Here is a 23,060-nt window from a genome sequence, read left to right as displayed (position 1 = left end):
GTCTCCTTGCCCGATGCGAGGCCTTTCCCAGACCCTTTGCATGGCTTATAGCGCAGTTCATGAGCACAAACCCACCAAATCTACGCCCCGATCTTGCGCCCAAGGCACAGATCAGCAATCCGTCCCGCCCCGGCCAGCCGACCATCGGCATGGTATCGCTTGGCTGCCCCAAGGCGCTTGTCGACAGCGAACGGATTTTGACGCGCCTGCGTGCCGAAGGCTACGGCGTGTCGCCCGATTATGGCGGCGCAGATGCGGTGATCGTAAATACCTGCGGGTTCCTTGATTCCGCCAAGGCCGAAAGCCTTGATGCCATCGGTGAGGCGTTGAAGGAAAACGGCAAGGTGATCGTGACCGGCTGCCTTGGGGCCGAGCCGGATTATATCCGCGAACATCACCCCCGCATTCTGGCCGTCACTGGCCCGCACCAATACGAACAGGTGCTGGACGCCGTGCATATGGCCGTGCCGCCTTCGCCCGATCCATTTATTGACCTGCTGCCAGCGCAAGCCGTCAGCCTGACGCCGCGCCACTACAGCTACCTGAAGATTTCCGAAGGCTGTAACCACAAGTGCAAGTTCTGCATCATCCCCGACATGCGGGGCCGCCTGCAGTCACGCCCTGCGCACGCGATCCTGCGCGAGGCTGAAAAGCTGGTGCAGAACGGCGTGAACGAGCTGCTGGTGATCTCTCAGGATACCTCGGCTTACGGCGTCGATATCAAACACGCCGAAGACCGCGGTCACCGCGCGCATATCACCGATCTGGCGCGTGATCTGGGCTCGCTTGGGGCATGGGTACGGCTGCATTACGTCTACCCCTACCCCCATGTACGCAACCTCATTCCCTTGATGGCCGAAGGCTTGGTGCTGCCCTATCTCGATATTCCGTTCCAGCACGCACATCCCGATGTGCTCAAACGCATGGCCCGCCCTGCGGCTGCGGCGAAAACGCTGGATGAAATCGCCGCGTGGCGCGACACCTGCCCCGACATTACCCTGCGGTCGACTTTCATCGTCGGCTATCCGGGCGAGACCGAGGCCGAATTCCAGACCCTTCTGGACTGGCTCGACGAGGCACAGCTTGATCGTGTGGGCTGCTTTCAATACGAGAACGTCGCTGGGGCGCGGTCGAACGCATTGCCGGATCACGTGCCGGACGAGATTAAGCAGGACCGCTGGAACCGCTTTATGGAGAAGGCGCAGGCCATCTCTGCCGCCAAGCTGGAAGCCAAGGTCGGCCGCCGCATGGATGTGATCATCGACGAGATCGATGACGAGGCCGCCACCTGTCGCACCAAGGCCGACGCGCCAGAGATTGACGGCAACCTGTTCATCGACGAAGGCTTTGAAAACCTGAGCGTTGGCCAGATCGTGACTGTCGAAGTCGAAGAAGCCGGCGAATACGATCTTTGGGGGCGCGTGGTCTAGGCCACCGCGCTTATTCCTGCACGATTGGAACAGACGAAGCGCTTTGGCGTTCCTGTTGGCGTTGCTACACCCCACCGCGACAGCACCCTATATTGTGGACAACCAACAACATCGCCCTACATATAGACATGTAGCAGCGCAGAAAGAGCGTTGCTCTTGAAAAAGCATCAACGATGTTCTATATATGTTCCAACCAGAACAAGGGGGTCCACACGATGTCCTACCAACCGCAGTTTCCCGGCATGTTCGATCCCGGCCAAGGGGCCGTACCTGCCGAGACAGAAGATTCCGCCCGCGACGCGCGCGCAACATTGCCGCCAACGGAAAAGCAGATGCACTATGCCGCGTCCCTAAGCCTCAAGACCGGCGCGCCGGTGCCAAAGCAGGTGCAAAAGAACCGCGCCGCATTGTCTGAATGGATCGATGCCCACAAGCCCAAGTCGGTCGAAGGGCCGTTTTCACTGTACCCGTCGTCAAAGCAGGTTGCCTTTGCCGAACGCATCGCGCGGCTAAAGCGGCGCGATATCCCGCAGGAATGTTTTCGCGACAAGACGATGATGTCACGCTGGATCGACGGAAACAAACCCCGTTGATCCGGCTGCAAGCCAATCGTCTTGTGGCGGTGCCTATGCCATTGGATAGGGCGTGATACCAAAGTGACGTGATTTAGGTGAAATCGGATATTGGAATGACATAATCCAGTGCTAGATTTGTTTCATGGCTTATCCGCACCCCACCGCTGACACCCTCGCCGACGGCACGATCCACGTGCTGGGTTTGGGGTTCGCCATACCCGCAACGATCTTACTGACCACCGATGTCGCGGGTCAGGGGGGTGCGCTTACGCCGACGCTGGTCTATGCGGCCTGCTTCGTCATGTCGCTTCTGGCATCTGCGATTTACCATCTTGTGCCCTTTGACCGCCCCCGTGCCCTGTTGGGGCGGATCGACCATGCGGCGATCTATTTCAAAATCGCGGGCACCTACACCCCTCTCGTCGTGTTGATTGGGACGGGTTTCGCCTATGGCATTCTTGCGGTCGTCTGGGCGCTTGCCATTATCGGGGCCATCGCCAAACTGTCGTTCTGGAGCACGGAATCCAAAGCGTCGCTGTATCTGTACCTTGGCATGGGGTGGCTGTCTGTGCTGCTGGTCTGGCCGATGTGGCAAAGCCTGCCCCCTATGGCGCTGACGTTGATTGGCGCTGGCGGGTTGATCTATTCGCTGGGCACTGTGATTTTTGCCCACCCCGGCATGCGTTTTCAGAATGCAATCTGGCACAGCTTTGTGCTGACCGCGTCCATCTGCTTTTTCGCAGCGATCTCTATCAGCCTGTAGCCCGCCTTAGGCTGCATCCAGATAGGCGCGCACACAGGATTGCACATGGCGAAAACGGTCGCCGCCGAGATGTTTGCCGCCATACCAGCGGGTGACCACGATCAGATGATCTTTCAGACCTTCGCGCTCCAACATGCGGATGATGACCATCCCCGCACCGGATTCCCCGTCATCGCCTTTTAGCGGGCCGCCGTCTGACAGCAGCACCGCCCAGGTGTTATGGGTCGCTTTGGCATAGCTTTTATCGCGCTTAAGCTCTTTCAGCGCAGCATACACCGCAGCGCGATCAGATGCGGGGCAGCCCGACACGGCATACTTGGACCCGCGGTCCGAAAGTATCTGGCCAAGCTGCCGCATCAAGTGTCGTTACATCCCTGCCGCTGTTCGGCGCACCGTATCCAGACGGGACGCATTGGGCGGGTGAGTTCCGAGGAAACGGTCGCCGGGATCAGGGATACGGGTAAAGAATTCGGCCCCCCGCAGCGGATTATAGCCGGCACGCGCGGTGATGATGGTGCCCAAAGCATCTGCCTCAAGCTCGAAATCCTTTGAATATCGCCGCGCCCCCACCTGTGCCCCAAGTCGCTGCGCCGATTCGACCGCAGTTGGATCGCCACCGCTGAGTGTGGCAAGACCGGCAAAGATCACCGCACCGGCCACCGCGTTTTGTTGCTGGCGCGCTATATGGCCTTCGATGTGGTGGGCGGCTTCGTGCCCCATGACAAAGGCGAGCTCGTCCTCGTTCCGCGCATCCGCAATCAGCGCGAGGGTAAAGGCAATAACGGGACGCCCCGCCTTGTCTTCGGTCTGATAGGCGTTGGCAGGCTGGCCCGGACGGTCGTCTACCACAATGTTGAAATCGCAATTGACTTGCGACGTGCGCGTCCGACATTCGCGTTCCGCGACGGGTTCGACGGTTCGCAACACGCGGATAAAGCTGCGTGCCGATTCATTGGCCGAAAAGCCTGCGGGTTGCCCCTGATCAGGTTGGGTGGTGACAGGTCCCGACAGTGTTGTCGGTTCACACGCGGCGATGAATGCCACTGCGGCCAGAGCAAAACAGTATCTCAACATTACGTAACGTATCCTCAAAAGGGCACCGAATAGAACTACCACTGGTTTAACGTGGCAGCGCTGATTTGAACAGACGGTGCAGTGCTGCTCTTGCATTGGACCGCCGAAAGAATACTGTGCCGGCATGTTTACGATTGAACACGAATTCGATGCCAGTGTGATCACGCTGATCGACGAAGGCAAAGCACCCTTGCGTGAAGACGTGACGGTGCAGGCTTTTGCCAGCGTCATCACAATCGAGCAGTGGGACCCGCGCACAAACTCTGTTTCCAAGATCAGCCTCTCGCCAGAGCAGCTGAATGATCTGACAGCTGCGCTGAACCTGCCCGAAGGCATCTACCGCACCGCGCCCAAGCGGTAGTTAAAGGAAAGAAAATGGCCACCGGCACACATATCAAGACGTACTTCGAAGGCAGTTGGCACGAGGGCGACATCTCTGTCATCAAGGCCGCTGACCACGGCGCATGGCTGGGCACGACCGTGTTCGACGGCGCCCGCCTGTTCGACGGACTGAGCCCGGATCTGGAGGCCCACTGCGCCCGGATCAACCGGTCTGCCGAGGCGCTGATGATCACCCCCACGGTCGAGACAGACGATATGATCGTGATGGTGCGCGAAGGTCTGAAAAGCTACCCCAAGGACGCCGCCGTCTATATCCGTCCGATGTACTGGGCGCTGGCGGGCGATGAATTGGGCATCGTGCCACTGAAGGACGCGACCGGTTTCGCCATCAGCCTTGAACAGATCCCCATGGCCGCACCCGATGCAGCCACCACCCTCACGCGGACTCGTTTCCGGCGTCCCGTGCTCGAAGATAACGTGGTAAACGCCAAGGCGGGATGTCTGTATCCGAATAACGCGCGTATGATGGTCGAGGCACGCTCCAAAGGGTTTGGCAACGCGCTGGTGGCTGACGCGATGGGCAATGTTGCGGAATCGGCCTCTGCCAACGTGTTTATGGTCAAGGATGGCGAGGTTTTCACACCGATCCCCAACGGCACGTTTCTGGCAGGTATCACACGCGCACGGCACATGGCGAACATGCGCGCCGACGGGATCAAGGTGCACGAAACCGTCCTGAGCTTTGATGATTTTCACGCCGCAGACGAGGTGTTCTTGTCCGGCAACATGATGAAAGTCACGCCGGTAAAGGCCTTTGATGACACCCAGTACAACATCGGCCCCATGACCCGCCGCGTGCGCGAGATGTATTGGGATTGGGCGGCCTCTGACCGTGGCTGATCCCGCGCCCCGCTGCTTTGCAGGAGAAAGCTATGCGTAAATTTATGGTCGTGCTGGATGACAGCCGCGAATGCCTGAATGCCATGCGATTTGCCGCGATGCGGGCGTCCAACTCTGGCGGCGGCGTCGTTGTGCTATCGGTCATCCCGCCGGATGAATTCAACCACTGGATCGGTGTGGCCGAGGTCATGCGTGACGAGGCCCGCGATCGGATCGAGGTGCATTTCGAGGTCTTCGCGAAATGGATGCGGGACCGGCTGAACGTGGAACCCACTTTGGTCATTCGCGAAGGTGTGATCGTGGACGAGATCATCAACCAGCTGGACGAAGACCCCCAAGTCGGCGTGCTGGTGCTTGGCGCGGGTACGGATAAGAAATCCGGCCCCGGCCCCTTGGTCACCCAGCTGTCGCGCAATGCAGGCTCGCTGCCGGTGCCGATTACGATCGTTCCCGGCGACATGAGCAAAGAGCGCCTAGAGATGATTACCTAAGGCGGCACGGCAAGCCTCCGCCAACTTAGAATCGTTCCAAACCTTGACTTGGCCGCGTTCAAGTCGCATATCTGCATCAACCCTTTGAGGAGCATGTGATGTTTATTCAGACCGAATCCACGCCCAACCCCGCAACGTTGAAATTCCTGCCCGGTCAGACCGTGCTGGAAATGGGCACTGCCGATTTCCCCGCCCCCGAAGCAGCAAGCGCATCGCCCTTGGCCACGCGTCTGTTCGCCGTCGAAGGTGTGACCGGCGTGTTCTTTGGCACTGATTTCGTGACCATCACCAAGGCCGACGGGATCGAGTGGGACCACCTGAAACCCGCCCTGCTTGGCGCGATCATGGAGCATTTCCAATCCGGCCAGACCGTGATGGAAAAGGGCCATGACCACGCATCGGGCCACGCAGAACACACCGGCGAAGACGGTGCGATCGTAGGCCAGATCAAGGAACTGCTGGACAGCCGCGTGCGCCCTGCTGTTGCCCAAGATGGCGGCGATATTACTTTCCACGGCTTTGAGCGCGGTGTTGTATACCTTCACATGCAAGGGGCCTGCGCTGGCTGCCCATCGTCCACATTGACGCTGAAAATGGGCATTGAAAACCTGCTGCGTCACTACATCCCCGAAGTGACCGAGGTACGCCCGGTTGCCTAAGACGCCTCTTATCCTGGCGTTTGATACATCGGCCGCACATTGTGCGGCCGCTTTGCTGTCAGGTCAGCAGATTATCGCCAGCGTTCAGGAACCTATGAACAAGGGCCAGGGCGAACGTCTGCTTGGCCTTTGCGCCGAGGTTCTGACCAGCGCGGATGTGGCCTATGGCGATCTGACCGCGATCGGCGTCGGCGTCGGGCCGGGGAATTTCACGGGCATCCGCATCGCCGTCTCCGCCGCACGCGGGCTGGCGCTTGGACTTGGGGTGCCCTCGATTGGCGTGTCGCATTTGCAGGCGCTGGCCTATGGGCATGACGGTGTGGTCATCAGCAGCATCGATGCCCGTCAGGACAAGCTGTTCGTGCAGGTATTCGGCACCATGGACGACCGCGAACCGGTGATGTGCAGCCTTGATAATTTGCCCGCAGTGCCATCGCGTGCCGACCCGATCTGTGTGGGGCATCAGGCTGACCTGATAGCAGCGCTGTGCAATGGCACCGCCCTACCCCCGCGCAGCCCCGTGGCAGAGGCGACGGCGCATATCGCGAGGGCCCGCTTGGGCACGCAAAACCCGCGCCCTGCTCCGCTATATCTGCGCCCGGCCGATGCCGCCCCCGCCCGCGACAAGCCGCCAACGATCCTTGCATGACCCCGCAAACCATGGCGCAGATCCATGCTGCCGCTTTCATCCATGACCGCAGCTGGGGCGCGCAAGAGTTTGCTGATCTGCTAAGCTCCCCCTTTGTGGATCATCTGGCAGAGCCGCACGGCTTTGCCCTGACCCGCCTGATTGCGGGCGAAGCAGAGCTTTTGACCCTCGCCGTTGATCCCGCGGCACAGCGTCAGGGCATTGGCCGCAGGCTGTTGCAACGCTGGCTGGACGGGCTCGAGGGGCGGGCAGAAACCGCCTTTCTTGAGGTGGCCGCAGATAACGCTGCCGCCATCGCGCTTTATACGGCGGCGGGGTTTAGCCAAACGGCCAGCCGACGCGGGTATTATCTGCGTAAAGATACGCCGCCAGTTGATGCGTCGATCCTTTCGCGATGCTTTACGCAGGGTTAACGCGCAATATCATCTGCCCCCGCTTGAGAATCCGGTTGACCCCACCCATGGGCTACGCAGTATCGTACATCTGATCAACGGAGCCGTGCACAAGTGCGGACCTGCGACCGGGCAAAGGCTCCTTGCTTGCGCCCCAACACAATAAACCGGGAGACACTCCATGACCCTTATGACCAAATTCCTCGGCGCCGCTGCGGCAACCGCGCTTAGCGCCGGTGCTGCTTTGGCCGAACCTGCCCTGATCTTCGACCTTGGCGGCAAATTCGACAAATCCTTCAACGAAGCCGCCTTTGCCGGCGCGCAACGCTGGGCCGAAGAAACCGGCGAAAGCTTCCGCGAGATTGAACTGCAGTCCGAAGCGCAGCGTGAACAGGCCCTACGCCGTTTCGCCGAAGCGGGCTCCAACCCCATCGTGATGACCGGCTTTGCCTTTGGTGATGCGCTTGGTCAAGTGGCCGGCGATTACCCCGACACCGATTTCGTCATCATCGACATGGTTGTCGATGCGCCGAACGTTCGGTCCGTGGTCTTCAACGAGCACGAAGGGTCCTATCTGGTTGGCATGATGGCGGCGATGGCGTCCGAATCCAACACGGTCGGCTTTATTGGCGGCATGGATATCCCCCTGATCCGCAAATTCGCCTGTGGCTATGCCCAAGGTGTTCTGGCCGTGAACCCCGACGCGACCGTGATCTCGAACATGACCGGTTCGACTCCTGCTGCATGGAACGACCCCGTAAAAGGGTCCGAACTGACCAAAGCGCAAATCAGCCAAGGTGCTGACGTTGTGTATGCGGCTGCTGGCGGCACAGGCGTCGGCGTTCTGCAAACCGCCGCTGACGAAGACATCCTGTCGATCGGCGTGGACAGCAACCAAAACCACCTGCACGCAGGCAAGGTCCTGACCTCGATGATCAAACGCGTGGATAACGCTGTGTATGACGCGATGTCCGACGGCCCCGGCATGGAAAAAGGCTTTAACGTCATGGGCGTGGGCAACAAAGGCGTGGGCGTTGCGATCGACGAACACAACAAGCCGCTTATCACAGCTGAAATGCAAGCCGCTGTCGACGAAGCTTCGGCCAAGATCGCGGACGGGTCGCTTGAGGTACATGATTACATGTCCGACGACAGCTGCCCGAGCCTGAGCTTCTAAGCGTGAGCACTGCAACACAGACGGAGCGGCAGGAAACTGCCGCTCCGGCGATCGAGCTGAAAGGCATTTCCAAGGCCTTTGGTCCGGTACAGGCCAACAAAGACATCTCTATCCGCGTCATGCCCGGTACAATCCACGGGATTATCGGTGAAAACGGTGCGGGCAAATCGACGCTGATGTCGATCCTTTACGGATTCTACAAAGCGGACAAAGGCGACATTTTTATCGCCGGCAAAAAGACCGATATCCCTGACAGCCAGGCCGCGATTGCCGCAGGCATCGGGATGGTGTTCCAGCACTTTAAACTGGTTGAAAATTTTACGGTTCTGGAAAATATCATTCTGGGGGCCGAAGACGGACGGCTGCTGAAACCGTCGCTCGCCAAGGCGCGCAAGTCGCTGCTGAAACTGGCGGATGATTACGGGCTCAAGGTCGATCCCGATGCGCTGGTACAAGACATCGGCGTGGGCATGCAGCAACGCGTAGAGATCCTCAAGGCGCTGTATCGTCAGGCAGATATTCTCATTCTGGATGAACCCACCGGCGTGTTGACCCCTGCCGAAGCGGATCAATTGTTCCGCATCCTCGGGCGTCTGCGCTCTGAGGGAAAGACGATCATCCTGATCACCCACAAGCTGCGCGAGATCATGGAAACGACCGACACCGTATCCGTTATGCGCCGTGGCCAGATGACCGCCACCGTCAAAACCGCCGAGACCTCGCCCGCCGAACTGGCCGAGCTGATGGTCGGCCGCAAGGTCCTGCTGCGTGTGGACAAAAAACCCGCCGCCCCCGGCCCTGTCATTCTGGATATCGAAGGGTTGCGCGTCGTTGATGAAAAAGGCGTAGAGCGTCTGCGCGGCATTGATCTGCAAGTCCGTGCGGGCGAAATCCTTGGCGTCGCTGGCGTGGCTGGCAACGGGCAATCCGAACTGCTGGAGGTTCTGGGCGGCTACCGGCCCGGCAAGGGCAGCGTGCGCGTCAATGGCACGGCGCTGGACCTCACCGGCAATAAATCCGACGGCCAGTCGCGCCGCAATCATGGCATCGCCCACGTCCCCGAAGACCGCCAGCGCGAAGGTCTGATCATGGACTATCAGGCGTGGGAAAACACCGCTTTCGGCTATCACAAAGACCCCGCCTATCGCAGCGGCCTGCTGATGGACAACGCGGCGATCAAAGCGGACACTGTCGAAAAGATGGAACGTTTCGACGTGCGCCCCCCCAACCCCAAACTGGCGGCCAAGAACTTTTCGGGCGGCAACCAGCAAAAGATTGTTTTGGCCCGCGAGATCGAACGCAACCCGGACCTGCTGCTGATCGGTCAACCGACCCGTGGCGTCGACATCGGTGCGATCGAATTCATCCACGAACAGATTGTCGCCCTGCGTGATCAGGGCAAGGCGATCCTACTGGTGTCGGTCGAGCTGGAGGAAATTCTGGCGCTGAGCGATCGGGTTGCCGTCATGTTCGACGGTCAGGTCATGGGCATTCGCGACGCCAGCAAGACCGATGAAAAAGAACTGGGCTTGTTGATGGCCGGCATCACCGATACCGATGCGCCCCATTCCATCGACGAAATCGAAGACAATCTGGCCCATGCGGGCGGCGATCCGCATAAGGAAGTGTGACATGGACGTAATGCCAAAATGGGCCGAGGTCGTCCTCGTGCCTTTGATATCGCTTTTGCTGGCAGCGATCCTGTCGGCGCTGGTCATTCTGGGCATCGGTGAAGACCCCGTTGCAGCCGTCAAACTGATGGTAACCGGCGCTTTGGGCAGCACCTATGGGTGGGGCTATACGCTGTATTACGCGACCAACTTTATGTTCACCGGCCTGTGCGTCGCCATCGCCTTTCATGCGCGGCTGTTCAATATCGGCGGCGAAGGTCAGGCAATGCTGGGCGGTTTGGGTGTGGCGCTCGCCTGTTTGTATATCCCGTGGCCCCACTGGTCGCTGGCGCTTTTTGGTGCCACTGCGATGGCGGCTGTCTTTGGTGCCGCATGGGCCGCGATCCCCGCGTTCCTGCAAGCCAAGCGCGGCAGCCATATCGTGATCACAACGATCATGTTCAACTTTATTGCCGCCGCGGCACTGAACTATATTCTGGTCAACATGCTGCGCCCCCAAGGCAGCATGGACCCTGCGACCGCCCGCTTTCCTGACGCGACAAAACTGCCAACGTTGCACGATCTTCTGGCCCCGCTCGGGATCGAATTTTCCAAGGCGGCACCGGCCAATATCTCGCTTTTGGTGGCGGTTGCGGCCTGTATCTTCTTGTGGGTGCTGATCTGGCGCACGCGGCTTGGCTATGAAATCCGCGCCTATGGCCATTCGGAATCGGCTGCGAAATACGCCGGTATCTCTCCGGTCAAGATCACCATGATCGCGATGACCATCTCGGGTGGTCTGGCGGGGATGATGGCGATTAACAACGTCATGGGCGAAGCCGAACGGCTGGTCTTGAACGCCACGGAAGGCGCGGGCTTTATCGGCATCGCTGTTGCACTGATGGGGCGTAGCCATCCTTTGGGCGTGTTCCTTGCCGCGATCCTGTTCGGGTTCCTCTATCAGGGCGGCGCGGAACTGGCGCTCTGGACCTCGATCCCGCGCGAGCTGATCGTCGTGATCCAGGCGCTGGTGATCCTCTTTACCGGCGCATTGGACAATATGGTGCGTATGCCGCTCGAGAAAATCTTTTTGGCGCTGCGCGCCGCCCGCGCCCCCAAGCCTGAACGCAAACCGGTGGAGCCAGTTGAATAATGGATTACATCACGCTCATCCAACTGTTCGACAGCACCGTGCGCCTTGCGACACCATTGCTGCTGGCGTGCCTTGCCGGTCTGTTTTCAGAACGTGCAGGCATTTTCGACATCGGCCTTGATGGCAAGATGCTGGCGGCGGCGTTCTTCTCGGCGGCAGTGGCGTCACTGACGGGTAACGTCTGGCTGGGGCTGTTGGCGGGGATCGCGGCGTCGATGGCGCTGAGCCTGCTGCACGGGCTTGCATCGATTACCTTTCGGGGCAACCAGCTGATTTCAGGCGTTGCGATCAACTTTCTCGCGGCGGGGCTGACCGTTCTGATCGCGCAAGACTGGTTCCAGCAAGGCGGGCGTACGCCGTCGCTGATCGGCGGGGCGCGGTTCAGCCCGATCACCCTGCCTTTCGCTGACGACATTGCTCAGACACCCATCATCGGACCGCTCTACGCCGAGCTGATCTCGGGTCACTCGATCCTTGTCTATATGGCGTTCCTTGCGGTGCCTGCGACGTGGTGGCTGCTCTATCGTACACGTTTCGGCCTGCGCCTGCGCGCGGTGGGTGAAAACCCTGCGGCAGTCGATACGGCGGGGGTTTCCGTCGTTGGCCTGCGCTATGCGGCGGTGTTGATCTGCGGCGTGCTTTGCGGCGTTGCGGGCGCGTATCTTAGCACAGCGCTTCAGGCCGGCTTTATCAAGGACATGTCCGCAGGCCGTGGCTATATCGCATTGGCGGCGCTGATCTTTGCGAAATGGCGCCCGTGGTACGCGCTATGGGCGACGCTGCTGTTCGGCCTGTTCGGTGCGCTTGAAACCCGCCCCGACGTGATCGAGGCGCTGGTGAACTTCAAGGTTCAGGGGCAGTTGCTCGCGGCCCTTCCCTATGTGATGACCGTGATCATTCTGGCGGGCTTTGTCGGCAAGGCGATCCCGCCGCGTGCCGGTGGCGAGCCCTACGTGAAAGAACGCTAACTCTCGTTGCGCCGTTGCAAATTGCGGCGGCGCAGCATCCACGATTGATTTCAACCTTTCGATCGGACTAACTGCGTCTATGCAAATTTATCTGCCCATCGCCGAATTGTCGGTCAACGCGTTCCTCCTTTTGGGGTTGGGCGGGATTGTGGGCGTTCTATCCGGCATGTTCGGCGTCGGAGGCGGGTTTCTGATCACGCCCCTGCTGTTTTTTATCGGCATCCCCCCAGCGGTGGCCGTGGCCACAGGCGCGAACCAGATTGTGGCGTCGTCGTTTTCGGCGCTGTTGGTGCATCTTAAACGCAAGACGGTTGATCTGCGCATGGGCAGCGTCTTGCTGGCGGGCGGTCTGGTCGGGGCTGCGGCTGGTGTCACGATCTTTAACTACCTCAAATCGCTGGGCCAGGTCGATCTGCTGGTAAACCTTTGCTACGTCGTTTTCCTTGGGATCATCGGCGGGCTGATGTTGGTTGAATCGCTGAACGCGATGTACAAGACACGCACCGGAAAACGCCCCCCGCGCAAGAAACACACGTGGATACAAAAGCTGCCATTCAAGATGCGTTTTCGGGTTACGGGGCTTTATATCTCGGTCATTCCGCCACTGCTGGTCGGGGCCTTTGTCGGGCTTCTGGCCGCGATCATGGGGGTTGGCGGCGGCTTCATCATGGTGCCCGCGATGATCTATCTGCTGGGGATGCCGACCAAAGTCGTTGTCGGCACGTCGCTGTTCCAGATCATCTTTGTCGCAGCATTTACCACGATGTTACATGCCACCACCAACTATACCGTCGATATCGTGCTGGCCGTGCTGCTGCTGATCGGCGGCGTCATCGGCGCACAGTTCGGCACCACCCTTGGGACCAAGCTCAAGGCGGAACAGCTGCGCATCCTGTTGGCGCTTTTGGTGCTGATCGTCTGCGGCAAGCTGGCGCTGGACCTGCTGTTGCAACCGGCTGAACTTTACTCCATCGGGTTCAAATCATGATCCGTTGGCGTGCTTTAATCGCTGCAGTCCTGACCTGCATCGCGTTCTCTGCGCTCGCCGAAGAGGCAATCGTTTTGGGGCTGAACCAAAGCGAAGTATCTATCTCGACCAACTTTAACGGGTCCGAGATCATCATTTTTGGCGCGGTTAAACGCGAGGAGCCTATCCCAGAGGGCCCCGAGCTTGAGGTCGTGGTTACCGTTTCGGGCCCGTCTGCCCCCGTGACAGTCCGGCGCAAGGAAAAGACTTTTGGCATCTGGATTAACACCGCTGCCGTAGAGGTGGACCGCGCCCCCAGCTTTTACGCCGTCGCCACCAGCGGCCCACTCCAAGACGTCCTGAGCCGCACCGAAGACCTGCGCTACAAAATCTCTGTGCCCCGTGCCATCCGATCTGTCGGGGCCCCGATGGATATCGAGGATTCCGCCGCCTTTTCAGACGCGCTGATCCGTATCCGCAGCAACGCAAACCAGTACCAGCTGGACGAAGCAGGCGTGAGCGTTGACGAACAAACCCTGTTCCGGGCGACGGTACAGCTGCCCGCATCATTGATAGAGGGCGACTATAATACCCGCATTTTCCTGACCCGTGGCGGATCGGTCGTGGCCCAATACGGGACGTTAATCGACGTGCGCAAGGTCGGGTTGGAACGTTGGCTTTACAACATGTCGCGTGAAAACGCGCTGCTATACGGGCTGATGTCACTCGCCATCGCTATTGCCGCAGGATGGGGTGCATCTGCCATCTTTGGTGCGCTGCGCCGCTAAGTGGCGGTGCAGGGAGCAGCCAAAACCAGCCTTTATGCGGCGGGGTCATCCGTCTGCACATCAAGGCTGAGCGGTGCCGCAGGGGCTGCACGCAAGTCATCTACTCGCAACACGCCCGACGGTTTCGACAGACGGTTACGCACCACCCAAATCAGGCGCTCCTGCGCACGGGTGATCGCCACATAGGCAAGGCGCTTCCACAGGGGTTGCCCCGCCTCAGACCGGCCCATACGCGCCGCTGCGAACAGATCGGGTGCAAACACCTGCACTGTATCCCACTGGCTGCCCTGCGCCTTGTGGATGGTGACGGCAGCCCCGTGCAAGAACGTGGCCCCCATGCGCGCGGCAAAGGGGATGAACGGCTCTTCCTCGTCCGGTTTTTCGATCTTTACGATGGACGCGGCAGAGATCTGAGGGTCTTCGGCCCCCATCACATGCAGGCGGCTGAAGCCCGGCTTGCGACCATTGCCCAGATAGACGACCTGCGCGCCTTTGATCAGGCCTCGTGCTTCGAGGTCGAGCCGTTTCTTGCGGTGTTTCAGTGGCAGCTCGATCCCGTCACAAATCAGCGGCTCGCCTTCCAGCAGCGCGTCTTCTGGTGCCCCATAAACCGCCCGGAATGCGTTGATCAGCCGGATGCGCGTCGCATTGCGCCAGACCAGCACAGGCGAACGCGCCATCAGGTCAACCTCTACCCGCTGGCCCCAGACCACGCGGTCATCTTTCTTTGACGCGTCTTCGATCATGCGTTCGAACTGCTCGAATGTCAGCGCCGGATCGGCAAGCGCGTGCGCCAGATCAAGGATCGGGTTGTCGGCCTTCTGCCGGTGGATACGGCTCAGGTTCAACACGCGTTCTTTGGGTAGTTTTTCGAACACCATCGTGCCGGACTGCCCCACGGGGGCCAGCTGTGCCGGATCGCCAAATAGCAGTAGCGTCGGGAAAATCTCTTTTAGATCCTCGAACTGCTTGTCATCCAGCATAGAGCTTTCATCGACGAAACCGATGTCGAGCGGTTCTTCGCGGCGTTTCCATCCGGTGATGAAATCACTGCCGCGCAGCCCCGCTGCAGCCAATGCGCCGGGGATTGATTTGTTTTTCTGATAGAACGCCAGTGCCCTATCCAACGCAATCTCGTTCATCCCTTCGATCACCGGACGGTCGCCGTTGCCTGCCAGCCACTCTGCGATGCGTTCATATTCGGGGTCATACACAGGGGTATAGAGGATACGGTGGATCGTGGTCGCCGGCACACCGCGCAAACGCAGGACCGATGCCGCCTTGTTGGTGGGCGCGAGGATCGCCAGCGTGCGCTTGTCTTTCTTTTTGCGTTCATAGTCACCCGACACGATGTCGACGCCCGCGTTTTCCAATGCCTTGTACAGCTCTGCCAGCAGCAGAGTCTTGCCCGACCCCGCCTTGCCGGTCACCGCCAGCACCTGATCTGCACCGCCCGCAGGCGGCATCAGCAAGTTGTCATCAAGATCAATGCCCGCATGGCGCAACATTTCGGCTACGCTATCAAAGGCAGCGGCCTGATCGTCGGAATAGGTAAGGGCAGGTACTGTCATGGCGCGACCCTAATTGAGCGCCGCGCCGGGGGCCAGATGGCATCACGGTTATTCGCACATTCAGCTTGCGCCACAACGTCCCTGCGAGGCCCGAAACGCAAAACACCCGCACGCCGGGATGCGGCGCACGGGTGTCTGGTCAGTGCCCCCGCGAAATGAGCTGTCTGATTATTTTTTCGCGTCCAGCGCGTCTTCGAGAGTGCGCAGGCCGGTTTTAGGCGACTGCACCAGCACCGACATGTTGCCGGGCTTGTGTTCGTTTGCCAGCATCTTCATGTGCGCGTCAGGCAGATCGGCCCAAGTGAACACTTCGGACATGCATGGATCAAGACGGCGTTCGACCATCAGCTTGTTCGCCGCCGACGCCTGCTTGAGGTGGGCAAAGTGGCTGCCCTGCAAGCGCTTCTGGTGCATCCACATATAGCGCACGTCGAACGTCAGGTTAAAGCCCGAGGTCCCCGCGCAGATCACGACCATGCCGCCCTTTTTGCAGACAAAGGTGGATACAGGGAATGTCGCCTCGCCGGGGTGTTCAAATACCATATCGACGTTCACACCCTTGCCGGTGATCTCCCAGATTGCGGCACCGAATTTGCGCGCCTCTTTGAACCACGTGGCGTATTCGGGCGTGTTCACGGTGGGCATCTGGCCCCAGCAGTTGAAATCCTTGCGGTTCAACACGCCTTTGGCGCCCAGATCCATCACAAAGTCACGCTTGGATTCGTCCGAGATCACACCGATCGCATTGGCACCTGCGGTATTGATCAACTGGATCGCATAAGACCCCAGACCACCCGATGCGCCCCAGACCAGAACGTTCTGACCAGGTTTCAGATCGTGCGGCTCGTGGCCAAACAGCATCCGGTACGCAGTGGCCAGCGTCAGCGTGTAGCACGCCGCCTCTTCCCATGTCAGGTGCTTGGGGCGTGGCATAAGCTGCTGCGCCTGAACGTTGGTGAACTGTGCAAACGACCCGTCGGGTGTCTCGTAGCCCCAGATGCGCTGGCTCGGGGAATACATCGGATCGCCGCCGTTGCACTCTTCGTCGTCGCCGTCATCCTGGTTGCAGTGGATCACGACCTCGTCGCCGATCTTCCAGCGCTTAACCTTGTCACCGACGGCCCAGACGATACCGGACGCATCAGAGCCCGCGATGTGGAAGGGCTGCTTGTGCCCGTCAAACGGGCTAATCGGTTTGCCCAACGCAGCCCAGACACCGTTATAGTTCACACCCGCTGCCATCACGAGGACAAGCACTTCGTTACTGTCGAGCGTCGGCACGTCCACGACTTCTTCGAGCATCGCCGTATTGGGATTCCCGTGACGTTCCTTGCGGATGGTCCATGCGTACATCTGCTTGGGAACATAGCCCATCGGAGGAATTTCCCCGATTTCGTAAAGGTCTTTTTCCGGAGCGTCATATTGCGCGATATTCGTGTCCAAGGCCATGTCGGTCTCCACAGTCAGAATAGGTTTGTGCCGCAGTGCAGAATCGCGGCGTCTACAGGTGGAATATGATCCTTGACGCAACAATGCAACACCAATTGCCCTCCAATTGTAACTTTATGACTTTGCAGTCGCAGCAATTTCACCTGTTTGACCTATCGATCAAAGAAATGCGCGATCGAGTTCGCATAGAAGCGCAGCACCGACCGCTGACTGTCAGCAGGGCGATATCCCCGCTCTACCGCTGTGATTATCCCGCGTTGCAACAGATGTTGGCGTGCCTTGACCACATTGGTGCCAAACCCTTCGTCCCCTTCGAATGTATTGACCGGAGCAAGGGCTGCCGTACGGGCCATCTCTTGTTCAAGCGCCACACCGTCCAGCGGCACTTCCGCCAACAACAACACCCGTGCCAGCAAGGGTACAAACAGCAGCGGCATCTCGTGTTCGATCCGGCCCATCAGGTCCTGCGCGATCCCGTCGACATCGGGGGTGCTGCCATAGTCGCGCAGATGCACCGGCGTGCCAAACACCACCACGGCCTCTCCGAAGCGCAGGAACTTGCCGCGCATACGCAGCCAGACCTTGCGCACAATGAACTTCAGAATGACCGAGATTTGCGCGTCGAACCGCCGCGTGCCCGCCTCATCCGCCGAGATCAGGACGCGATCCTCCAGTACCCGGTCATAGTTGATCGCCACGGGCACAAAAACGACATCGCGGTCTTTCAGGTCGGCCTCCAGTACATAGCCGAGCAGCCCCATCTTGGGCGGCATCAGCTTGCCATTCAGGCTCAGCCCGCCTTCGGGGAAGATCGCTTGGGTCACGCCGCCTTCGGTCGCCATCTGCACATAGCGCGCCAGCACCTTGCGATACAGCGCACCGCGCGATTTGCGCCGGATGAAATAGGCCCCCATTGACCGGATCAACCGGCTTAGGGGCCAGACCCGCGCCCATTCCCCCACGGCATAGCTCAGCGCGGATGCCTCCCCCGCGAGGTAGGTGACCAGCACGTAATCCATATTGCTTCGGTGGTTCATGATAAAGATGACCGTGGCGTCTGACGGAATACCTTCGATCACGGCGTCATTTTGGGTACCCGTGCGCACATCATAAAGCGCGTTCGCCAGAAACCGCGCCAGCCGGATGCCAAAGCTGAAATAGGCAAAGGCGCTAAAGCTCGGGACAATTTCGCGGGCATAGCGTCGCGCCTGTTCTGACGCGACGTTTTCAGGGATGCCGTTGGCGCGGGCGTGATCCACGATGGCCTGACTGATCTGCGGATCATAAATCAGCCGCTGGATCATATCGTGACGCCGCGCGAGCTTGAACGGCTCGATTGGGCGGGTCAGCCGCGTGTTCAGTTGCGCGACAGCCTTTTCCAGCCGTCTGCGAAAAAACCACCTGACCGAGGGCAGTAAAAAGTGGCTCAGCGCGGTCACCGCGGCGAACAGCAGGATCACGGCGAAAAGCCAAACGGGAAGTTCAATAGTTTGCGTCATTGCCCAACCCTTGCAGGAGGCGCACAGTCTGGGCAACACAAAAGCAAAATGCGCTGCGTTAAGAAGACCCGAAAGAACGCCATACCCGCCGCCGCCTAAGGCAGCGCGAAGCCTTTAGCTGCCATGCCGCGATGCAGCGAATTGACAGCGCCCGATTGTTTCACGTATCAATCAACCAGCGCAACAATATTACCCATTCGATTCACGAAAGGCCGCCCCATGTCGCAACCGCAAAAAGACCGCCCCTGGCTGATCCGCACCTATGCCGGACACTCTACCGCCGAGGCATCCAATGCGCTGTACCGCGCAAACCTTTTGAAAGGGCAAACCGGCCTGTCGGTCGCTTTTGATCTGCCCACACAGACTGGCTATGACAGCGACCACATCCTGTCGCGCGGCGAAGTCGGCAAGGTGGGCGTGCCCGTGGGCCATTTGGGCGACATGCGCAGCCTGTTCAAGGACATCCCGCTTGAACAGATGAACACGTCGATGACGATCAATGCCACCGCCCCATGGCTGCTGGCGCTGTATATCGCCGCAGCCGAGGAACAGGGCGCGGACGTGTCCAAGCTGCAAGGCACCGTACAAAACGACCTGATCAAGGAATACCTGTCGCGCGGCACCTATATCTGCCCGCCTGCCCCGTCGCTCAAGATGATCGCGGATGTGGCCGAATACTGCTATACAAACGTGCCCAAATGGAACCCGATGAACGTCTGTTCCTACCACCTGCAAGAAGCCGGCGCGACGCCCGAGCAAGAACTGGCCTTTGCCCTTGCCACTGCGACCGCCGTGCTGGACGCTCTGCGCCCCCGCGTCCCCGAAGAAGATTTTCCGAAACTCGTTGGCCGGATCTCCTTCTTTGTGAATGCCGGCATCCGTTTCGTCACCGAGATGTGCAAGATGCGCGCCTTTGGTGATCTGTGGGACGAGATTTGCCTTGAACGCTATGGCGTCGAGGACCCCAAATACCGCCGCTTCCGCTATGGTGTGCAGGTGAATTCGCTGGGACTGACCGAACAACAGCCCGAAAACAACGTCTACCGTATCCTGATCGAGATGCTGGCGGTGACCTTGTCAAAGAACGCTCGCGCCCGCGCCGTGCAGTTGCCCGCCTGGAACGAAGCGCTTGGCCTGCCACGCCCGTGGGACCAGCAGTGGTCAATGCGGATGCAGCAAATCATGGCCTACGAAACCGACCTGCTGGAGTTCGACGACCTGTTCGACGGCAACCCCGCTGTGGACCGCAAAGTCGAAGCGCTGAAAGAAGGCGCACGGGCCGAGCTTGCCAACCTTGACGACATGGGCGGCGCAATTTCCGCGATTGACTACATGAAGTCGCGTCTGGTCGAAAGCAACGCCGACCGTCTGGGCCGCATCGAAGCGGGCGAGACGATCGTGGTGGGCGTCAACAAGTGGCAGCAGGGCGAACCCTCGCCGTTGATGACCGGCGATGGTGGCATCATGGTCGTGGACCCCGCGGTTGAGGCAGACCAGATCAACCGTCTGAATGCATGGCGCGACAGCCGCGATCAAGCGGCCGTAGACAAAGCCCTTGCCGATCTACGCGCCGCCGCCGCCGAAGGTCGCAACGTCATGGAGCCGTCGATCGCAGCCGCCAAAGCGGGCGTCACAACGGGCGAATGGGCGGAACAGATGCGTAGCGTCCACGGGGAATACCGCGGGCCCACAGGTGTCGCATCAGGCCGGTCGAACAAGACCGAAGGGCTGGACGATCTGCGCGACGCCGTTGACGCCGTCAGCACCCGTCTGGGCCGCCGCCTGAGCTTTCTGGTGGGCAAGCCGGGGCTGGACGGCCATTCCAACGGTGCCGAACAGATCGCCGTGCGCGCACGCGATTGCGGTATGGAAATCGCCTACGAGGGTATTCGGCTTACCCCCTCCGAAATTGTTTCCGCCGCCCTGGAGGGAGAGCATCACGTCGTCGGACTTTCCATTCTTTCGGGATCGCATATTCCATTGGTCGAGGATTTGATGAAACAAATGCGCGACGCCGGATTGGCGCATATTCCCGTAATCGTAGGTGGAATTATTCCAGAAGAAGACGCCAAAAGATTGCGCGCCATGGGTGTTGCCCGCGTTTACACGCCGAAGGACTTTGAATTGAATACGATTATGGCAGACATCGTCACACTGGCCGATCCTGAAACAGTGGCCGCGGAATAAAAGCCGCTTATTCAATAAATACTTTTTTTGTTCATTCTTTTGGAGTAAAGCAACGAATGGCTTTTCGACAAAGGAATGAGCGAAATGAGTATTGATCTGAGCACAATGTCCCACAAAGAGCTTGAACAGCATTTGGAAGACGTGAAGATGGCGATTAAAAACGCATATGAACGCGACCGTGTAGAAGCCCGCAAAGCAGCTGAAAAAGCAGCCGCCGAATACGGCTTTTCGCTGGACGAAGTTTCCAGCGGCGCGAAAAAGGGCAAAGCTGCAAAAGCTGCCGCGAAATACGCCAACCCCGAAGATCCTAGCCAGACATGGACCGGCAAAGGCCGTCAGCCCAACTGGTTCCGCAATCTTGTTTCCAATGGCACAGCACCGGAATCCCTGGAACTGTAAGTAAACTTGGACATCGCACCCCTTGCGATGTCCGTGCCCCCGCGGCGCATCCTCTTGGCTTTGGAAATAGACGAGCATCCTATGACAATTCATATCGGCGCAAAACCCGGCGACATCGCGGAAACAGTTCTCATGCCGGGCGACCCCTATCGCGCGAAATGGGCGGCGGAAACATTTCTTAAAGATGCAAAACTTGTGAATGAAGTCCGCGGCATGTTGGGTTTCACGGGCACATGGAATGGCAACCGCGTCACGTTTCAAGGCTCAGGCATGGGGATGCCGTCGCTCTCGATTTATGCCAATGAATTGATTTCCGAATTCAACGCACAAACCCTAATTCGGATTGGCTCTTGTGGCGGGATGCAACCGCAAGTTGGTATTCGCGATGTGATTATTGCCATGACGGCGACGACAATTACCTCACCTTCTTCCGGTATCTTCCGCGAGATGAATTACGCCCCTTGCGCCGATTGGTCCCTGCTGCGTGCCGCTGTGAATGCTGCCGAAGCAAAAGGCACAAAAACCCATGTCGGCGGGATCTATTCCTCGGATGTATTCTATGCCGAACGCCCTGATCTGGACGAACAGATGACCCGCCACGGCATTCTGGGCGTCGAGATGGAAGCAGCTGAACTCTATACGCTTGCCGCGCGTCACAAGCGCCGTGCGCTGGCTGTGCTGACCGTTAGCGACCACTTGCAAACCGGTGAGGCGCTGCCTGCGGAAGAGCGTGAGAAGTCGTTTGGCGATATGGTAGAGATCGCGCTGCAGGCGGCGTTCCCGAACAGCTGATGCGTCTTGATCCCCCGTCGGACGCTCCGCGGGGGATTTATTGCCATTTTGAATTATCAGGCCGGTGTCGACCCTAGCCCTCAGCCCCCGTGGCTGCGGTCGTATCCGTTAGGCTGCGGGCTTTGCCAGCCGTCAAGCGTGCCACTTGCGGGGGCAAAAACCTCTACCAGCAGCGGATAGCAAGCGGCGGTATCGGCCGAATGCTTCGACGAACAGTCGCCGCCCGGACAAGCGCTGAGCGCGCCGAGCAGGTCGATCTCGGCAAAAAACTCGAGGTAATCACCGGGGCGCACCGGGCTGGCCTTCATGAAATACTGGCCGGTATCACGGGTAAAGCCGGTGCACATAAAGACGTTCAGCACATCATGCACAAACGGCTCTGCTTCGGCGTAGGATATACCCTGATTGTCCGCCAATGCCCGGATCAGGTTTGAATGGCAGCAATGGTGATACTGCCCGCCGGATAAAAGCTGGTTGGTATAAGGATCGCAACGCGTGCCGATCACATCATGCACAGAGCCGCCAAAATCATCGATACCGTACCAATCCAGCGTATCATGGGTCAGGGTCGCCATGGGGCGCAGCGTAGGAAAGCTGGACCACATACGCTGGCCTGTGGTGATATGCGTGCCATGCAGCGCGCGCGTCTTGCCGGAATAGAACCGTTCAGACAGGTCGTGCTGTGCCCAAAGGTTCAAATCGCCGACCTGCGGCCCTTCGACTGAAGTGATGCGAAAGAAATGCCCCGCGGGCACGGTAAAGCAGCGCGCGTCGCGAGGCGCGACCAGGACCTCGTCTACCTTGGTCAGCGTTTCGCGCGCACGGCCATATTGTGCCATGTCAGGCGCGGGCAGGGTTTCAACGGGGTAGCAAATCACGGGCGCGACAGCGCGGCGGGCATCCGCATCGATGGGCATGGTCATAGGGGGTATCCTGTCTGCTAGGGTTCGATCCCGTGCCAAGCTTTCGCGACATCAGAGCGGCCGGCCGCCAACGTTGGCCTTGCAGTCGCGGGGCGGGCCATTGGTGCCGGTATAGGCTTCGGCACCGCACGCAACGCAGTGATAGAACTGAAGGCTGCCTTTGTCGCGGTTGCTGTCCTTGCGCCAGCGGCACCCGCGCACCGCTTTATCGCGGTAGGCAAAATAGGCGACAATCGCAAAGGCGATAACAAAGGCAATGAGGATCATAAGGGGCACTTGTCACGGCCCCACGCGCCAATGGC

Annotated in this window: 25 protein-coding genes; 18 read left to right on the top strand and 7 right to left on the bottom strand. The window is 59.3% G+C overall.

Going from position 1 to position 23,060, the window contains the following annotated elements; genetic code table 11:
- Positions 1 to 59 precede the first annotated feature (59 nt).
- The 3 genes from rimO to trhA all read left to right on the top strand — a co-directional run bounded on the left by rimO (position 60) and on the right by trhA (position 2,768).
- Complete coding sequence (gene rimO / locus ACVBAU_RS04275) at positions 60 to 1,430, top strand: 30S ribosomal protein S12 methylthiotransferase RimO (RefSeq protein ID WP_448328070.1); 1,371 nt, start codon at positions 60 to 62, stop codon at positions 1,428 to 1,430.
- A gap of 173 nt (positions 1,431 to 1,603) precedes the next feature.
- Positions 1,604 to 2,023: a hypothetical protein gene (locus tag ACVBAU_RS04270; protein WP_448328068.1), complete on the top strand. Its 420-nt coding sequence runs from the start codon at positions 1,604 to 1,606 to the stop codon at positions 2,021 to 2,023.
- 124 nt (positions 2,024 to 2,147) lie between these two features.
- Positions 2,148 to 2,768, top strand: coding sequence for a PAQR family membrane homeostasis protein TrhA (trhA, locus tag ACVBAU_RS04265; RefSeq protein ID WP_448328066.1), 621 nt, complete (start codon positions 2,148 to 2,150; stop codon positions 2,766 to 2,768).
- Positions 2,769 to 2,774: 6 nt separating this feature from the next.
- Here trhA and ACVBAU_RS04260 read toward each other — a convergent pair whose 3' ends face one another.
- Both ACVBAU_RS04260 and ACVBAU_RS04255 read right to left on the bottom strand, forming a co-directional pair.
- Entirely contained in the window at positions 2,775 to 3,125 is a 351-nt protein-coding gene (locus ACVBAU_RS04260) for a YigZ family protein (protein ID WP_448328903.1), read from the bottom strand.
- A 9-nt stretch (positions 3,126 to 3,134) separates the two neighbouring features.
- Positions 3,135 to 3,842: a M48 family metallopeptidase gene (locus ACVBAU_RS04255; protein ID WP_093731328.1), complete on the bottom strand. Its 708-nt coding sequence runs from the start codon at positions 3,840 to 3,842 to the stop codon at positions 3,135 to 3,137.
- A gap of 124 nt (positions 3,843 to 3,966) precedes the next feature.
- On the opposite strand from ACVBAU_RS04255, the gene ACVBAU_RS04250 reads away from it, so the two are divergent.
- The 12 genes from ACVBAU_RS04250 to ACVBAU_RS04195 all read left to right on the top strand — a co-directional run bounded on the left by ACVBAU_RS04250 (position 3,967) and on the right by ACVBAU_RS04195 (position 13,938).
- Entirely contained in the window at positions 3,967 to 4,203 is a 237-nt protein-coding gene (locus ACVBAU_RS04250) for a hypothetical protein (protein WP_093731329.1), read from the top strand.
- Between the two features lie 14 nt (positions 4,204 to 4,217).
- Positions 4,218 to 5,084: a branched-chain amino acid aminotransferase gene (locus tag ACVBAU_RS04245; protein ID WP_448328064.1), complete on the top strand. Its 867-nt coding sequence runs from the start codon at positions 4,218 to 4,220 to the stop codon at positions 5,082 to 5,084.
- A gap of 32 nt (positions 5,085 to 5,116) precedes the next feature.
- Positions 5,117 to 5,575, top strand: a complete 459-nt coding sequence (locus ACVBAU_RS04240) for a universal stress protein (protein ID WP_448328063.1) — start codon at positions 5,117 to 5,119, stop codon at positions 5,573 to 5,575.
- Positions 5,576 to 5,673: 98 nt separating this feature from the next.
- Positions 5,674 to 6,234: a NifU family protein gene (locus ACVBAU_RS04235; RefSeq protein WP_335744788.1), complete on the top strand. Its 561-nt coding sequence runs from the start codon at positions 5,674 to 5,676 to the stop codon at positions 6,232 to 6,234.
- Entirely contained in the window at positions 6,227 to 6,883 is a 657-nt protein-coding gene (tsaB, locus tag ACVBAU_RS04230) for a tRNA (adenosine(37)-N6)-threonylcarbamoyltransferase complex dimerization subunit type 1 TsaB (RefSeq protein ID WP_448328060.1), read from the top strand. Before ACVBAU_RS04235 ends, tsaB begins: the two co-directional genes overlap by 8 nt.
- Complete coding sequence (locus ACVBAU_RS04225; protein ID WP_448328058.1) at positions 6,880 to 7,296, top strand: GNAT family N-acetyltransferase; 417 nt, start codon at positions 6,880 to 6,882, stop codon at positions 7,294 to 7,296. Before tsaB ends, ACVBAU_RS04225 begins: the two co-directional genes overlap by 4 nt.
- Positions 7,297 to 7,456: 160 nt before the next feature.
- Entirely contained in the window at positions 7,457 to 8,452 is a 996-nt protein-coding gene (locus ACVBAU_RS04220; protein WP_138924287.1) for a BMP family lipoprotein, read from the top strand.
- A 2-nt stretch (positions 8,453 to 8,454) separates the two neighbouring features.
- A complete protein-coding gene (locus ACVBAU_RS04215; protein WP_448328056.1) occupies positions 8,455 to 10,083 on the top strand; it encodes an ABC transporter ATP-binding protein in 1,629 nt (542 codons plus the stop codon).
- Between the two features lies 1 nt (position 10,084).
- Complete coding sequence (locus tag ACVBAU_RS04210) at positions 10,085 to 11,215, top strand: ABC transporter permease (protein ID WP_448328054.1); 1,131 nt, start codon at positions 10,085 to 10,087, stop codon at positions 11,213 to 11,215.
- Positions 11,215 to 12,183 carry an ABC transporter permease gene (locus ACVBAU_RS04205; protein ID WP_138924290.1) on the top strand — a complete coding sequence of 323 codons (969 nt, stop codon included), beginning with the start codon at positions 11,215 to 11,217 and terminating at the stop codon, positions 12,181 to 12,183. Before ACVBAU_RS04210 ends, ACVBAU_RS04205 begins: the two co-directional genes overlap by 1 nt.
- A 79-nt stretch (positions 12,184 to 12,262) precedes the next feature.
- The gene (locus tag ACVBAU_RS04200) at positions 12,263 to 13,171 is read left to right on the top strand and encodes a sulfite exporter TauE/SafE family protein (RefSeq protein WP_335744791.1); all 909 of its coding nucleotides are present in this window, start codon (positions 12,263 to 12,265) and stop codon (positions 13,169 to 13,171) included.
- On the top strand, positions 13,168 to 13,938 hold the full coding sequence (locus ACVBAU_RS04195) for a TIGR02186 family protein (protein WP_138924292.1): 771 nt from the start codon (positions 13,168 to 13,170) through the stop codon (positions 13,936 to 13,938). Before ACVBAU_RS04200 ends, ACVBAU_RS04195 begins: the two co-directional genes overlap by 4 nt.
- 32 nt (positions 13,939 to 13,970) lie before the next feature.
- On the opposite strand, the gene ACVBAU_RS04190 is transcribed toward ACVBAU_RS04195, so the two are convergent.
- The 3 genes from ACVBAU_RS04190 to ACVBAU_RS04180 form a co-directional block, all read right to left on the bottom strand.
- Positions 13,971 to 15,509 (bottom strand): ATP-dependent DNA helicase, encoded by a 1,539-nt coding sequence (locus ACVBAU_RS04190; RefSeq protein WP_138924293.1) that lies wholly within the window; start codon positions 15,507 to 15,509, stop codon positions 13,971 to 13,973.
- A 168-nt stretch (positions 15,510 to 15,677) separates the two neighbouring features.
- The gene (gene ccrA, locus ACVBAU_RS04185) at positions 15,678 to 16,958 is read right to left on the bottom strand and encodes a crotonyl-CoA carboxylase/reductase (RefSeq protein WP_093731342.1); all 1,281 of its coding nucleotides are present in this window, start codon (positions 16,956 to 16,958) and stop codon (positions 15,678 to 15,680) included.
- 152 nt (positions 16,959 to 17,110) lie between these two features.
- Positions 17,111 to 18,457, bottom strand: a complete 1,347-nt coding sequence (locus ACVBAU_RS04180; RefSeq protein WP_448328051.1) for a 1-acyl-sn-glycerol-3-phosphate acyltransferase — start codon at positions 18,455 to 18,457, stop codon at positions 17,111 to 17,113.
- A gap of 195 nt (positions 18,458 to 18,652) precedes the next feature.
- On the opposite strand from ACVBAU_RS04180, the gene ACVBAU_RS04175 reads away from it, so the two are divergent.
- The 3 genes from ACVBAU_RS04175 to deoD all read left to right on the top strand — a co-directional run bounded on the left by ACVBAU_RS04175 (position 18,653) and on the right by deoD (position 21,835).
- Positions 18,653 to 20,644 carry a methylmalonyl-CoA mutase family protein gene (locus tag ACVBAU_RS04175; RefSeq protein WP_443070055.1) on the top strand — a complete coding sequence of 664 codons (1,992 nt, stop codon included), beginning with the start codon at positions 18,653 to 18,655 and terminating at the stop codon, positions 20,642 to 20,644.
- Between the two features lie 84 nt (positions 20,645 to 20,728).
- On the top strand, positions 20,729 to 21,043 hold the full coding sequence (locus ACVBAU_RS04170) for an H-NS histone family protein (RefSeq protein ID WP_138924297.1): 315 nt from the start codon (positions 20,729 to 20,731) through the stop codon (positions 21,041 to 21,043).
- A gap of 81 nt (positions 21,044 to 21,124) precedes the next feature.
- The gene (deoD, locus tag ACVBAU_RS04165) at positions 21,125 to 21,835 is read left to right on the top strand and encodes a purine-nucleoside phosphorylase (RefSeq protein ID WP_335744795.1); all 711 of its coding nucleotides are present in this window, start codon (positions 21,125 to 21,127) and stop codon (positions 21,833 to 21,835) included.
- Between the two features lie 80 nt (positions 21,836 to 21,915).
- Here the strand turns inward: deoD and ACVBAU_RS04160 are convergent, their stop codons facing one another.
- Positions 21,916 to 22,758, bottom strand: a complete 843-nt coding sequence (locus ACVBAU_RS04160; protein WP_448328048.1) for an urea carboxylase-associated family protein — start codon at positions 22,756 to 22,758, stop codon at positions 21,916 to 21,918.
- Positions 22,759 to 22,809: 51 nt separating this feature from the next.
- A complete protein-coding gene (locus ACVBAU_RS04155; RefSeq protein ID WP_448328046.1) occupies positions 22,810 to 23,025 on the bottom strand; it encodes a hypothetical protein in 216 nt (71 codons plus the stop codon).
- Between the last annotated feature and the right edge of the window lie 35 nt (positions 23,026 to 23,060).

The sequence above is a fragment of the Sulfitobacter sp. M13 genome (assembly GCF_053474885.1).
This window is presented reverse-complemented; position numbering and strand designations above follow the sequence as displayed.

Bases quoted from the DNA above. Each gene is read 5' to 3' on its own strand.
- rimO (WP_448328070.1), top strand. From the start codon at position 60: ATGAGCACAAACCCACCAAATCTACGCCCCGATCTTGCGCCCAAGGCA.
- ACVBAU_RS04270 (WP_448328068.1), top strand. From the start codon at position 1,604: ATGTTCTATATATGTTCCAACCAGAACAAGGGGGTCCACACGATGTCC.
- trhA (WP_448328066.1), top strand. From the start codon at position 2,148: ATGGCTTATCCGCACCCCACCGCTGACACCCTCGCCGACGGCACGATC.
- ACVBAU_RS04260 (WP_448328903.1), bottom strand. From the start codon at position 3,125: ATGCGGCAGCTTGGCCAGATACTTTCGGACCGCGGGTCCAAGTATGCC.
- ACVBAU_RS04255 (WP_093731328.1), bottom strand. From the start codon at position 3,842: ATGTTGAGATACTGTTTTGCTCTGGCCGCAGTGGCATTCATCGCCGCG.
- ACVBAU_RS04250 (WP_093731329.1), top strand. From the start codon at position 3,967: ATGTTTACGATTGAACACGAATTCGATGCCAGTGTGATCACGCTGATC.
- ACVBAU_RS04245 (WP_448328064.1), top strand. From the start codon at position 4,218: ATGGCCACCGGCACACATATCAAGACGTACTTCGAAGGCAGTTGGCAC.
- ACVBAU_RS04240 (WP_448328063.1), top strand. From the start codon at position 5,117: ATGCGTAAATTTATGGTCGTGCTGGATGACAGCCGCGAATGCCTGAAT.
- ACVBAU_RS04235 (WP_335744788.1), top strand. From the start codon at position 5,674: ATGTTTATTCAGACCGAATCCACGCCCAACCCCGCAACGTTGAAATTC.
- ACVBAU_RS04225 (WP_448328058.1), top strand. From the start codon at position 6,880: ATGACCCCGCAAACCATGGCGCAGATCCATGCTGCCGCTTTCATCCAT.
- ACVBAU_RS04220 (WP_138924287.1), top strand. From the start codon at position 7,457: ATGACCCTTATGACCAAATTCCTCGGCGCCGCTGCGGCAACCGCGCTT.
- ACVBAU_RS04210 (WP_448328054.1), top strand. From the start codon at position 10,085: ATGGACGTAATGCCAAAATGGGCCGAGGTCGTCCTCGTGCCTTTGATA.
- ACVBAU_RS04205 (WP_138924290.1), top strand. From the start codon at position 11,215: ATGGATTACATCACGCTCATCCAACTGTTCGACAGCACCGTGCGCCTT.
- ACVBAU_RS04200 (WP_335744791.1), top strand. From the start codon at position 12,263: ATGCAAATTTATCTGCCCATCGCCGAATTGTCGGTCAACGCGTTCCTC.
- ACVBAU_RS04195 (WP_138924292.1), top strand. From the start codon at position 13,168: ATGATCCGTTGGCGTGCTTTAATCGCTGCAGTCCTGACCTGCATCGCG.
- ACVBAU_RS04190 (WP_138924293.1), bottom strand. From the start codon at position 15,509: ATGACAGTACCTGCCCTTACCTATTCCGACGATCAGGCCGCTGCCTTT.
- ccrA (WP_093731342.1), bottom strand. From the start codon at position 16,958: ATGGCCTTGGACACGAATATCGCGCAATATGACGCTCCGGAAAAAGAC.
- ACVBAU_RS04180 (WP_448328051.1), bottom strand. From the start codon at position 18,457: ATGACGCAAACTATTGAACTTCCCGTTTGGCTTTTCGCCGTGATCCTG.
- ACVBAU_RS04170 (WP_138924297.1), top strand. From the start codon at position 20,729: ATGAGTATTGATCTGAGCACAATGTCCCACAAAGAGCTTGAACAGCAT.
- deoD (WP_335744795.1), top strand. From the start codon at position 21,125: ATGACAATTCATATCGGCGCAAAACCCGGCGACATCGCGGAAACAGTT.
- ACVBAU_RS04160 (WP_448328048.1), bottom strand. From the start codon at position 22,758: ATGACCATGCCCATCGATGCGGATGCCCGCCGCGCTGTCGCGCCCGTG.
- ACVBAU_RS04155 (WP_448328046.1), bottom strand. From the start codon at position 23,025: ATGATCCTCATTGCCTTTGTTATCGCCTTTGCGATTGTCGCCTATTTT.